We start from the raw sequence: 11,565 nt of genomic DNA, 5'->3' as shown, positions 1-11,565 counted from the left end.
GCCAGACCGGCACCGACGGCCACGCCGTTGATGGCCGAGATGATGGGCTTGTCGCAGGCCATCATGTTGTAGACCACGTCCGAAGCCTCGGTCATGGTGTTGGCGATTTCCTTCGGGTTGCCGACCATGCCGGCCACCCATTCCAGGTCGCCGCCGGCCGAGAAGGCCTGGTCGCCCGCGCCGGTGATGACCGCCACCTTGGTCTTGGCATCGTCAGTGACCACGCCCCAGATCTTGGTCAGCTCCCAGTGCAGCCGGCCATTGGTGGCATTCATGACCTCGGGGCGGTTGATGGTGATGACCAGCACGCCGTTGGGCTTGTGGTCGAACTTGAGGAATTGAAAGTCAGCGTAGTTCATGTTGAGGCTCCTTGAAAAAAAATTGAAAACGAAAACGAAAATGAAAGGCAAAGGACGGTCAGCGCAGCTCGGCGCGTCCGTTGTTCAGCACGACGATGTTGCGTTCGACGGCGCGGGCGCGAAAGGAAACGACCTTGCCATCCACCCAGAGCTCGGTGCGTATCGTTTCGCCGGGGTAAACGGGTGACGAAAAACGCACATCCAGCGACTGCAGGGCGCTCGGGTCGCCGCCGCAGACGCGCTGGGTGAGTGCCCAGCCGGCGATGCCGTAGGTGGCCAGGCCGTGCAGGATGGGCTGCTTGAAACCAGCGGCGCTTGCCACCGCGGGTTCGGCGTGCAGCGGGTTGTAGTCGCCCGAGAGGCGGTAGATCAGCGCGGCACGCGGCTGGGTGGCGAAATCGTCGCTGTGATCAGGCGCGCGCGTGGGCAGCTCATGCACGGTTTTGACCGGCCCGGCCGGGCCGCCAAAGCCACCGTCGGCGCGGCAGAAGGTGGTCGAGGTCAGCGTGGCCAGCAGTTCGCCGCTGGTGGCGTCCGTCACCGTGCGCTCGGTGTAGATCAGCGCCCCCTTGTCCAGCCCCTTGTCGATGATCTGGCTCACCCGCGTGCGCCCGATCACTTCGCCCTCGGGGGGCACCGGCCGGTGCAGGCGCAAGCCCTGTTCGCCATGCACCAGCCGCACCCAGTCAACGCCGGTGGCCGGGTCCTTGAGCCACATGCCGGGATAGCCCAGCACCACCGGCAGCGTGGGCAGCGCCAGCAGGTTCTTTTCATAGACAAAGCGCAGCTCGGTCTCGTTGGTCGGGTCGGTGCCCAGGCCCACGCCCAGTGCGTAGAGCATGGTGTCGCGCTGGGTGTAGTGATGGCGCACGTCCTCGAACGGCCATGCCATCAGTTGCTCGTAGTTGATCGCCATGGTGGATGGCGTCAGACGGGATCCCAGGAGAACACGATGTTCGAGCTCTCAAGCGGATAGAAGTTCTGCTTCATGGCGGGCAGCACGCGCTCGGCGATGGTCTCGGGTGTCCAGCCCTCAGCGGTGTGCATGCCGCGGATCGGGCGCGACTGGCTCATGAGGAAGATCTCGTTGCCGCGCACGGCGAAGATCTGGGCCGTGACGTCGGCCGCGGCATCGCTGGCCAGGAAGGTGGCCATGGGCGCAATCTGTTGGGTTCCAAGTTTTTTTAGTTTTTCCACGCGCGCCTGCTGCTCGGGCGTGTCGGTGGGGATGGCGCCGATCATGCGACTCCAGGCAAAGGGCGAGATGCAGTTGGATCGCACGTTGTAGCGCTGCATGTCGCCGGCGATATGGCGCGACATGGCCACGATGCCCAGCTTGGCAGCGGCGTAGTTGGCCTGACCCAGGTTGCCGATCAGGCCCGAGGTCGAGGTCATGTGCACATAGGCGCCCGACTTCTGCGTCTTGAAATGCGGGGCGGCGGCGCGCGAGGTGAAGAAGCTGCCGTTGAGGTGCACGTCGATGACGGCGCTCCACTCCTCGGGCGACATGTTGAAGAACAGGCGGTCGCGCAGTATTCCGGCGTTGTTGACGACGATGTCGATGCGGCCGAAGGTGTCGGCAGCGCACTCGATGATGCGGTTGGCCGTGGGCCAGGTCGAGACGCTGTCGGTGCTGAGAACGGCCTGGCCGCCAGCGGCCTTGATCTCGTCGACCACCTGCTGGCCGTGGCTGGCGTCATTGCCTTCGCCGCCTACCGAGGCGCCGATGTCGTTGACCACCACCTTGGCCCCTTGCGACGCCATCAGCAGTGCGATGTCGCGGCCGATGCCTCGGCCCGCGCCGGTGACCACGGCCACTTTGTCTTGCAGCATGGTGCCCTTGTTCATGAAATGACTCCTGGTTATTGATGTAAAAAATCAGACGGTGGCGGCCGTGCCCAGCAGGGCCGTCACCTGGCTGGAGAGGACGCCGCCGTTGCCGTGACACAGGGCGATCTCTGCGCCCGGTACCTGGCGGTCGCCGGCCTCGGCACGCAGTTGCTGCACGGCCTCGATCAGCAGGAACATGCCGTACATGCCAGGGTGACAGCACGACAGACCGCCGCCATTGGTATTGACCGGCAAATCGCCCCCCGGTGCGATGCGCCCGTTGCGCACGAAAGCGCCACCTTCTCCCTTGGCGCAAAAGCCCAGGTCTTCGAGGAACAGCAGCGTGTTGATGGTGAAGGCGTCGTACAACCCCAGCACGTCCACGTCCTTCGGTGCCAGACCGGCCATGGCAAAGGCGCGCGGCCCGGACTCGGCGGCTGCGGTGACCGTCAGGTCGGGCATGGAGCCGATCTGGCGGTGCCAGGTGGCCGCAGCCGTGCCTAGGACATAGACCGGCGGTTTGGGAAAGTCGCGTGCCCGATCGCTGCGCACCAGCACCAGAGCGCCGCCGCCGTCGGTGACAAGGCAGCAATCGAGCACCGACAGCGGATCGCTCACCAGCCGCGAAGCCAGCACCTGTCCGATGCTGAGTGGATCTCGCGTGTGGGCCAGCGGATTGAGTTGTGCCCACTGGCGCGCTGCCACCGCGATGTGCGCCAGGTCCTCGCGCTTGGTGCCGTATTGGTGCATGTGGCGCGCTGCGGCCAGGGCGTAGCTGGAGATCGGGTAGCGTGGCTCGTATGGCGCCTCGTACAAGGGCGTTTCGGCCATCGACTTGAGCTTGCCGAAGCCCGAGCCCTGGTTGCTGCCGTAGCAAATGAGCGCCACGTCGCACTGGCCGGTGTGCAGCGCCATGGCCGCAGTGAGCAGGTGGCCCACATAAGACGAGCCGCCGACCATCGTGGCTTCGCAGAACTTGGGATGGATGCCCAGATATTCGGCCACCGATAAACCTGCAAGGAAGTGATAGGACGAGCCGGTGAACAGGCCATCGACATCGGACAGCTTCAAGCCTGCATCGGCCAGCGCGCCGTGCACCGCTTCAGCCAAAATTTCGAGCGCGCTGCGACCAGGGGCCATGGGCACGCCGCCCAGGCTGGCGCCTACAATAGCTGCCGCGCCGCGCAGGGAAGAGGTGGCGCTCATGGTGTGGCGCCTTCGGGGATGAAGACCAGCAACTTGCCCTTGGCAGGATCATCGATCACGAGGGCCTGCACGCGCATGCCGATGTGTACCTGGTCAGGCGCAATGCCGTCGATGCGCGACATCAGCCGCGGCCCTTCCGCCAAGTCCACCAGCGCCACGTTGTAGTCGCCGCCGGCCTGTGGCTTGCGGCGCACCGTGGTGCTGGAATAGACGCTGCCGACCCCACTGGGGTCCACCCATTCGAGTCGGGCCGAACCGCAATGGGTGCACAGCACGCGCGGATAAAACACATGCTGACCGCAGGCGCTGCAACATTGGATTTTAAAGCGACCTTGCGCCAACCCTTGCGCGAACAGCGCGTCCGGGCCGCAGCCGTCAAATGCCGGATAGCCCGATGCGCTCATGACGGCAACTTCAGCACGCTGGAAGCCAGGATGTTGCGTTGCACTTCGTTGCTGCCGCCGTAGATGGTGGCCGGGCGCGCATTGTAGAAGGTGGTCAACGCATCGGTTTTGCCACCGGGCAGGGCTGTGGAGCCGGGCGTGCCGCCACTCGATCCCATGACATCGACCAGCAGGTCGGCCAGCCGCGAATAGGTTTCGGTGGCGAACAGCTTGAGCATCGAGACATCGGGTCCCAGGGTTTCGCCGCGCTTGACTTGATCGATGAAACGGCCATAGAGCGCGCCCAGGTCGGACACGTCCAGCGCCAGCTTGGTGTAGCGGTCCACGAAGCCGGTGTCTTCGAACAGGCCGAGGCGCTGCGCGGCTTCCTGCACGCGCGCCAGCGCGTACTGGCTTTGTTTGGGGCTGCCCAGGAAGATGCGCTCGAATCCGAGCAGCGCCTTGGCGATGGTCCAGCCCTTGTTAAGCTCGCCGACGATGCTGGTGCGCGGCACGCGCACGTTTTCCAGGAAGACCTCGCAGAAGTCTTCGCTGCCCGCGATGTTGCGGATGGGGCGGACCGTGATGCCCGGCGTGTTCATGTCGACCAGCAAAAAGCTGATGCCTTCCTGCTTCTTGGCCGATTTGTCGGTGCGCACCAGCAGGAAAAAGTGGGTGGCGTCCTGTGCCAGCGTGGTCCAGGTCTTTTGCCCGTTGACGATAAAATCGTTGCCATCGACCACTGCCTCGGTGCGCAGACTGGCCAGGTCGGAGCCCGAATTGGGTTCCGAGTAACCCTGGCACCAGATGTGCTCACCGGAAATGATCTTGGGCAGGTAGTAGGCGCGCTGGGCGTCGTTGCCATGGTTGATCAGCAGCGGACCGACCATGGTGATGCCCATGTCGGGCGCGCGCGCCACGCCCCAGCGCTCCTGCTCTTCAATGAAGATGATGAGTTTCTCGGGTGAGAGTCCCATACCGCCGTACTGCGTGGGCCAACTCGGCGCGACCCAGCCTTTTTCTGAAAGCCTCAGGTACCAAGGGCCGATTTCGGACCAGCGCAGGCGCCGTTGCGGGTAGCGCCATTCGCTGGGGAAGTGTTCTTCAAAGAATTCGCGCAGTGTGGCGCGAAAGCTGGCGTTGTCGAGTGCATTCCAGTCAGTGGCAGTGGAGGCTGTAGTGTTCATGCGTGCTCCTGCGCGGTGGCGTTTTGGGTGAGGTTGGCGTAGCGGCGGCGCTGCTGGTTGCCATTGCCCAGCCAGGCGGCCAACACCAGAGCACGCTGCAGATACAGGCCCAGGTCGTATTCGTCGGTGACGCCGATGGCGCCGTGCAGTTGCACCGCCTCCCGCGCCACCTGCAGCCCCGCATCCGACGCGCGCGACTTGACGCGGCTTGCCAGGGCCGAGCGCGCGCTGGCCTCGGCGTCCGGGTCATCTAGAAGGGCCAGAGCCTGCGTCACCACGCTGGCAGTCAGTTCCTGCTGAATCAACAGGTCCACAGTGCGGTGCTGCAGTGACTGGAAGCTGCCTATCGGCTTGCCGAACTGGATCCGCGTTCGCAGGTAGTCTTGCGTCATGGTCAGCATGCTGCGCACAAGGGCCAGCAGTTCAACGCTGGCCATTACCAAGGTTTCGTCGTAGGCGCGGGTCAGCGCGGCCGCGGCGGCGGCCCCTTCGGCCAGCAGGTGGCTGGCGGGCAGGCGAACGCTGTTCAAGTTGAGCTGTGCTGCATAGCTGCCGTCGGCCAGCGGCTGGCTCGACAGGGTAAGGCCGGATGCATCGGCCGGCACCCACACCAGGACCAGACCTTGTGGGTTGGTGGCGCTGACGATGTAGCCGTCGGCCCCGGCCCCGGGGCGTACATGGCGCTTGTTGCCATGTATCAGCAGGGAGTCGCCCTGGCGCTCCAGCCGGGTCGCGGCCAGACCGGGCCGGTCTTTCGCGCCGGTTACATCTTCCTGCCAGGCCACGGCGGGTAGCGTGCGACCCTCGGCGAGTTCGGTCAGCAGACGCATCGATAGCTCGGTGGCACCCACGTGGGACAGCAGCCGGCCGCCAAACACCAGCACCGGTACCACCGGTTCGGGCGCGACCCGAGAAGCCAGGGCGGCCGCCACCTCGGCCATCTCAGCGAAGCCCTGGGCGTAGCCGCCCAGTTGTTCGGGCACCAGCAGCCCGGTCCAGCCCTGCTCGGCCAGGGCGCTCCAGAAGCGACGGTCGTAGCCCGGCACCTGTTGGCGCAGGGCGCGGGCACGGTTGAGTGGTGATTCTTTGGTGACGAAACTGAGCGCGCTTTCGCGCAGCATGGTCAGTTGTTCAGCGCGTTCGCTGTCGTGGGTGGTAGTCATGATGGGGTGGGTGCTGGCCTGGGTAAAAATAGGGTATTGCTGGCCTCAGCGGGAAGAAAATCGGTCGCGAGCTCGCGAATGTCAATAGGATTTGGGCAGGCCCAGCACCTTCTCAGCGATGAAGCACAGGATGAGTTGCGGGCTGATCGGCGCGATGCGCGGGATCATCATTTCGCGCAGGTAACGCTCGACGTGGTATTCCTTGGCGTAGCCATAGCCGCCCAGCGTGGCCATGGCGCGCTGGCAGGCGTTGAAACCAGCCTCGGCCGCCATGTACTTGGCAGCATTTGCGTCGGCGCCGCAGGGCAGGCTGTTGTCGTATTTCCAGGCCGCGCGCATCGCCATCATTTCAGCGGCCTCAAGCTCCATCCATGATTGCGCCAGCGGATGCTGGATAGACTGGTTCTGCCCGATGGGCCGGTCAAAGACCACGCGCTCGCGGGCGTACTTGACGGCTACCTGCAGCGCCGCCCGACCCAGGCCGACGGCCTCGCCCGCGATCAGCACCCGCTCCGGGTTCATGCCATGCAGGATGTACTCAAAGCCGCGGCCTTCTTCGCCGATGCGGTCTCCTACCGGCACGCGCAAGCCGTCGATGAAGAGTTCGTTCGAGTCGACCGATTTGCGTCCCATCTTTTCGATTTCGCGCACCTCGACAAAACTGCGGTCGAGGTCGGTGTAGAACAGGCTCAGGCCGAAGGTCGGTTTCTTGCAGTCCTCGATCGGAGTGGTGCGCGCCAGAATGAGCATCTTCTCTGCCACCTGGGCGGTCGATATCCAGACCTTCTGGCCAGACAGCACATAGTGGTCGCCTGCCCGTTCGGCGCGGGTTTTCAGACGGGTGGTGTTCAGGCCGGTGTTGGGCTCGGTGACGGCGAAGCAGGCTTTCTCCTTACCCTGGATCAGCGGAGGCAGCATGCGGCGTTTCTGCTCCTCGTTGCCAAACACCGCCACGGGCTGCAAGCCGAAAATGTTCATGTGCACCGCCGATGCGCCAGACAGCCCCGCACCCGACTGTGAGATGGTCTGCATCATCACGGTCGCTTCACTGATGCCCAGTCCGACGCCGCCATATTCCTGTGGCAGACAAACGCCGAGCCAGCCGCCGTCGGCTAGAGCGCGGTGCAGCTCATGCGGAAAGCCGCCCAGCCGGTCCCGTTCGAGCCAGTAGCTGTCGTCAAAGCGAGCGCAGATTTTGCCGATTGCTTCGCGTATCGCTTCATGTTCCTGGTTGTGGGCGAAATCCATGGTGGTGTTCCAGTGGACTCAAATCGCCAGACCGAGGCGTGTGCCTTGGTCAATGGCGCGCAAGGCGTCGAGTTCGGCGGCCAGCTCGGCGCCGCCGATGACATCGGGCGCCAGGCCGAGCGCGCGCAATTCGGCGACCAGCGCGTTCTCGCTGTCCTGGCCGGCGCAAATCACGATGGTGTCCACGTTCAGCGTCTGCGGTACACCGTTGACGCGCAGGTGCAGCCCGGCGTCATCGATGTGTTCATAGACGCATCCTGGCAGCGTGCGCAGGCCGCGCCGCGCCAGCTCGGCCTTGAGTGCCCAGCCAGTGGACATACCCAGACTGCGTCCAGGCTTTTCAGGTTTTCTCTGCAACAGGGTGACTTCGCGTGGCGCGCTGATTGGCTGTGCCGGTTTGAGGCCACCCGCAGCTGCGGGCGAGGTATCGACGCCCCATTCAGCGTAAAACTGCTCAAGCGCCTGAGGCGCGTTGGCAGCATTACCCTCATGCTCGTCATGCAGCAGGAAGGTGGCTACATCGAAACCGATGCCACCGGCGCCGATCACCGCGACCCGGCGGCCTGCCTGCACCCGACCCGACAGCAGATCGGCATAGCTCATCACTTTCGGGTGAGCCATGCCCAGGAGCTGCGGCAGGCGCGGGCGCACGCCGGTGGCTATCACGATGCGGTCGTAGTGACCGGCAGCTAGAGATGGGGCATCCGCCCGGCTGTTGAGCCTGAGCGTCACGCCATGCCGAGCCACGCCTTGCCTGAAATAGCGCAACAGTTCGTTGAACTCCTGCTTGCCCGGCACGGCCCGGGCCAGGTTTAACTGGCCGCCAATCTCGGGTCCAGCCTCGAACAGGGTGACCGCATGACCGCGTTCCGCCGCAGTCAGCGCGCAGGCCAGTCCGGCCGCGCCGGCACCGATCACCGCCACCTTGCGCTGCATGGCCCGTGACGGCATCAGCGAGAACTCCAGCTCGCGCCCGGCGCGTGGATTGACCAGACAGGTGGCGGGGCGGTCGGCGAAGATGTAGTCGAGACAGGCTTGGTTGCAGGCGATGCAGGTGTTGATCTCATCGGCGCGGCCCTGCGCCGCCTTGCGTACGAAGTCGGCATCGGCCAGGAAGGGGCGCGCCATCGACACCATATCGGCGTCACCGCTGGCCAGGATTTCTTCGGCCAGATCGGGCGTGTTGATCCGGTTGGAGACGATGACAGGAATCGTCACTGCTTGTTTGATGCGGGCCGCCGCAAAGCGCCACGCCGCGCGCGGCACCACGTAGGCAATGGTCGGGATGCGCGCTTCGTGCCAGCCGATGCCTGTATTGAGGATGTCAGCGCCTGCGGCCTGCACCGCCTGGGCGAGCTGGATGATGTCGTCAGCCGGGGCACCGCCCTCGACCAGATCGAGCGCCGAAACCCGATACATGAGCAGAAACTGCGACCCTAGGCGTTCGCGCGTGCGCCGCACGATCTCCACCGGCAGGCGATGACGATTTTCCATGCTGCCGCCAAATTCGTCGCTGCGGTTGTTCGTGCGCGTGACGGTGAACTGGTTGAGCAGGTAGCCCTCCGAGCCCATGATCTCGACGCCGTCGAAGCCGGCGCGTTGCGCCAGTTCGGCACAGCGTACATAGTCTTCCACCGTTTGCCAGACTTCGGCCGTGCTCAAGGCGCGAGGCGCGCGGGAGTTGATCGGGGAGGGGATGTCAGAAGCGCCCACTGGCCTGGCGACTTTTGCGTAGCGCCCTGTGTGCAGGATTTGCAGAATGATCTTGCCGCCCTCGGCGTGCACCGCCTGAGGGATCGGTCTGAGCACATCGGCTTGTGCCGTCGTGATAAGCAGGGGACCCGTTTCATCCAGCAGGCCATCCTGGCAGGGGGCATAGCCGCCCGTGACAATCAGGCCCGCGCCGCCGCGTGCGCGCTCGGCATAGAACAGGGACAGCCGGTCGATCGACCGGTCCAGCGACTCCAGACGTGTGTGCATCGATCCCATCAGCGTTCGGTTGCGAAGGGTGTGCGCGCCTACCTTCAGGACGGAGAGTAGCGTCGGAAAGAAAACTGTGGCTTCGGTGGACATGGGGAACGCCTCTTTAAAAATCTAACTAACACCTGTTCGATGATATCATGCGACAACGACCAGCCATGCAATTGGCGAGCACCTCAAATTCTTCGTCCGGATTGACGGTGTGATGCAGGCGGCGATTTCGACAACAGTCAGTCAGGAGATTTACCCATGATGTTCGACGATGACCAGATTGCGCTGCGTGACGTGGCGCGCCGCTTTGCACGAGAGAAGCTCAGGCCCGATTACCAGAAGCGCGAATCGCAACCTGGCATCGACCGGGCCTTGTTCAAGGAAATGGGTTCGCTCGGTCTGATCGGTGTTGATCTGCCCGAGGAATATGGCGGCTTGGGCCTCAGTGGCGTCACGGCCGGCATGATCACCGAGGAAATTGCCTATGGTGACTTCAACGTCAGCTACATGCAGCTGCTCAGTTCGCTGATGGGCGCCATCATCCATGCCAATGCGTCCCCCGAGCTGGCGCGCACCTGGAACAGCCGGATCGTGGCGGGCGAGGCCATCGTCGCGCTGGGTCTGACCGAACCACGGGGCGGCTCGGATGCCGCCAATCTGCAACTCAAGGCGCGTCGCGTGGGCGACGAGTACGTGCTTTCCGGCGAGAAAACCTCCATCACTTTTGCCGACCAGGCCGATGCCATGGTGTTGTTCGCACGCACCGGAAAGCCCGAGGATGTCGCACGAGGCATCAGCGCCTTCCTGGTCGATCTGAATCAGCCCGGCGTGCAACGCACGCGCTTCAACGATGTTGGTAGCAAGATCATCGGCCGTGGTTCGGTGTTTTTCGACGATGTGCGGGTGCCGGTCGAGAACCGGCTGGGCGAGGAGGGCAAAGGCTTCACGCAGGTGATGCAGGGCTTTGACTTCAGCCGCATCCTGATCGCGCTGCAGTGCGTGGCCGCCGCGCAGGCCTCGATCGACGAAGCCTGGGAATACGTGAAGGAACGCCAGACCTTTGGCGCGCCGCTGGCGCAGTACCAGGGCGTGAGCTTTCCCCTTGTCGAGTTCGAGACCCTGATCGCCGCTTGCCGCCAGCTCTGCTACCACGGCCTGGCCCTGCGCGATGCCGGTCAGCCGCACACCGCGGAAGCGGCCATGGTCAAGTGGATGGGCCCCAAGACCGCTTTTGACGCGATTCACCAGTGCCTGCTGACCTTTGGGCACTATGGCTGGTCGATGGACCTGCCTCACCAGCAGCGCCTGCGCGACGTGATGGGCCTGGAAATCGGCGACGGAACGGCGCAAATCATGAAGCTGATCGTTGCCCGCGAGCGCGTGGGACGCGCCGCCGTGCAGTACGCCAAGGAGAGCAAGAAATGATTCAGACATCCCCAGTGGAGATCAGCCGTGCCGGCGCCGTTGGAATTATCGAGTTAGCCCGCCCCGAAAAATTCAATTGCCTGTCGATGTCCGTTCATGCGGCCATCGAGGCCGCCATCGACGGATTCGAGAAATCCGACTCCGGTGTGCGCGCCATTCTGATCCGGGCGCAAGGCAAGCACTTCTGCACCGGCGCCGATCTGGATGAGGTGAAGTCGCTGCGTGGCGATCCAGCCAGGCTCAAGCACTTCATCAGCTATGGTCACAGCGTGCTCAAGCGCCTGGAACGCAGCGATTTGCCGGTGGTGGCGGCCTGCCAGGGTCTGACCCTGGCCGGTGGCAGCGAACTGATGCTGGCCTGCGACATCATCTTTGCGGCCAAGGACGCGCGCTTTGGCGACCAGCATGCCCAGTTCGGCCTGATTCCCGGGTGGGGCGGCAGCCAGCGCATGCCACGCATTGCGGGTCTGCGCCGTGGCCTGGACCTGTTCTTTTCGGCGCGCTGGATCGATGCCGCCACCGCCGAGCAGTGGGGGCTGGTGAACTATGTGGTCGAGCCTGAGCAGTTGGGTGAAGCGGCGCTGGCGTATTGCAGCAAGATCGCCACGCGCAGCCGCATCGGCATGGCCACCATGAAACGTTTGGCACGGCAAGGCATGGAGGGTTCGTCGGAGGTCGGTCTCCAGCTTGAGGAAGACCTGGCCAGCGCGGCTCTGCTCGATGACGACGTCAGCGAAGGTCTGGCGGCCTTCGAGGCACGCCGTACACCGGTGTTCAAGGCCTGAGCGGCTGA

The 11,565-nt window shown here is 64.2% G+C and carries 11 protein-coding genes; 2 read left to right on the top strand and 9 right to left on the bottom strand.

Going from position 1 to position 11,565, the window contains the following annotated elements:
- The 9 genes from V6M63_RS21790 to V6M63_RS21750 all read right to left on the bottom strand — a co-directional run.
- Positions 1-359, bottom strand: a 359-nt coding sequence (locus V6M63_RS21790; RefSeq protein ID WP_332745309.1) for an enoyl-CoA hydratase-related protein, incomplete at its 3' end; no start/stop codon positions are given.
- A gap of 58 nt (positions 360-417) precedes the next feature.
- Complete coding sequence (locus V6M63_RS21785) at positions 418-1,275, bottom strand: MaoC/PaaZ C-terminal domain-containing protein (protein ID WP_332745308.1); 858 nt, start codon at positions 1,273-1,275, stop codon at positions 418-420.
- Between the two features lie 11 nt (positions 1,276-1,286).
- A complete protein-coding gene (locus V6M63_RS21780; RefSeq protein ID WP_291083363.1) occupies positions 1,287-2,207 on the bottom strand; it encodes an SDR family oxidoreductase in 921 nt (306 codons plus the stop codon).
- 30 nt (positions 2,208-2,237) lie between these two features.
- Positions 2,238-3,395: a thiolase gene (locus V6M63_RS21775; RefSeq protein ID WP_332745307.1), complete on the bottom strand. Its 1,158-nt coding sequence runs from the start codon at positions 3,393-3,395 to the stop codon at positions 2,238-2,240.
- On the bottom strand, positions 3,392-3,799 hold the full coding sequence (locus tag V6M63_RS21770) for a Zn-ribbon domain-containing OB-fold protein (RefSeq protein ID WP_291083359.1): 408 nt from the start codon (positions 3,797-3,799) through the stop codon (positions 3,392-3,394). Before V6M63_RS21770 ends, V6M63_RS21775 begins: the two co-directional genes overlap by 4 nt.
- The gene (locus tag V6M63_RS21765; protein ID WP_332745305.1) at positions 3,796-4,965 is read right to left on the bottom strand and encodes an acyl-CoA dehydrogenase family protein; all 1,170 of its coding nucleotides are present in this window, start codon (positions 4,963-4,965) and stop codon (positions 3,796-3,798) included. The genes V6M63_RS21770 and V6M63_RS21765 overlap by 4 nt, the downstream gene beginning before the upstream one ends.
- Complete coding sequence (locus V6M63_RS21760) at positions 4,962-6,128, bottom strand: acyl-CoA dehydrogenase family protein (RefSeq protein WP_332745303.1); 1,167 nt, start codon at positions 6,126-6,128, stop codon at positions 4,962-4,964. Before V6M63_RS21760 ends, V6M63_RS21765 begins: the two co-directional genes overlap by 4 nt.
- An 81-nt stretch (positions 6,129-6,209) precedes the next feature.
- Positions 6,210-7,376 (bottom strand): acyl-CoA dehydrogenase family protein, encoded by a 1,167-nt coding sequence (locus V6M63_RS21755; RefSeq protein WP_056278207.1) that lies wholly within the window; start codon positions 7,374-7,376, stop codon positions 6,210-6,212.
- 18 nt (positions 7,377-7,394) lie between these two features.
- Entirely contained in the window at positions 7,395-9,449 is a 2,055-nt protein-coding gene (locus V6M63_RS21750; RefSeq protein WP_069047284.1) for an NADPH-dependent 2,4-dienoyl-CoA reductase, read from the bottom strand.
- 156 nt (positions 9,450-9,605) lie between these two features.
- On the opposite strand from V6M63_RS21750, the gene V6M63_RS21745 reads away from it, so the two are divergent.
- Both V6M63_RS21745 and V6M63_RS21740 read left to right on the top strand, forming a co-directional pair.
- Entirely contained in the window at positions 9,606-10,772 is a 1,167-nt protein-coding gene (locus tag V6M63_RS21745; protein ID WP_056278202.1) for an acyl-CoA dehydrogenase family protein, read from the top strand.
- Complete coding sequence (locus tag V6M63_RS21740) at positions 10,769-11,557, top strand: enoyl-CoA hydratase/isomerase family protein (protein ID WP_056278198.1); 789 nt, start codon at positions 10,769-10,771, stop codon at positions 11,555-11,557. Before V6M63_RS21745 ends, V6M63_RS21740 begins: the two co-directional genes overlap by 4 nt.
- Positions 11,558-11,565 lie beyond the last annotated feature (8 nt).

Origin of the sequence: Hydrogenophaga sp. (assembly GCF_036675665.1) — a bacterium.
Classification (GTDB): domain Bacteria; phylum Pseudomonadota; class Gammaproteobacteria; order Burkholderiales; family Burkholderiaceae_C; genus Hydrogenophaga.
This window is presented reverse-complemented; position numbering and strand designations above follow the sequence as displayed.

What these genes read in the sequence shown, in the direction of transcription:
- V6M63_RS21765 (WP_332745305.1), bottom strand. Translation starts at nt 4,965, where the DNA reads ATGAACACTACAGCCTCCACTGCCACTGACTGGAATGCACTCGACAAC.
- V6M63_RS21760 (WP_332745303.1), bottom strand. Translation starts at nt 6,128, where the DNA reads ATGACTACCACCCACGACAGCGAACGCGCTGAACAACTGACCATGCTG.
- V6M63_RS21785 (WP_332745308.1), bottom strand. Translation starts at nt 1,275, where the DNA reads ATGGCGATCAACTACGAGCAACTGATGGCATGGCCGTTCGAGGACGTG.
- V6M63_RS21780 (WP_291083363.1), bottom strand. Translation starts at nt 2,207, where the DNA reads ATGAACAAGGGCACCATGCTGCAAGACAAAGTGGCCGTGGTCACCGGC.
- V6M63_RS21745 (WP_056278202.1), top strand. Translation starts at nt 9,606, where the DNA reads ATGATGTTCGACGATGACCAGATTGCGCTGCGTGACGTGGCGCGCCGC.
- V6M63_RS21750 (WP_069047284.1), bottom strand. Translation starts at nt 9,449, where the DNA reads ATGTCCACCGAAGCCACAGTTTTCTTTCCGACGCTACTCTCCGTCCTG.
- V6M63_RS21740 (WP_056278198.1), top strand. Translation starts at nt 10,769, where the DNA reads ATGATTCAGACATCCCCAGTGGAGATCAGCCGTGCCGGCGCCGTTGGA.
- V6M63_RS21755 (WP_056278207.1), bottom strand. Translation starts at nt 7,376, where the DNA reads ATGGATTTCGCCCACAACCAGGAACATGAAGCGATACGCGAAGCAATC.
- V6M63_RS21770 (WP_291083359.1), bottom strand. Translation starts at nt 3,799, where the DNA reads ATGAGCGCATCGGGCTATCCGGCATTTGACGGCTGCGGCCCGGACGCG.
- V6M63_RS21775 (WP_332745307.1), bottom strand. Translation starts at nt 3,395, where the DNA reads ATGAGCGCCACCTCTTCCCTGCGCGGCGCGGCAGCTATTGTAGGCGCC.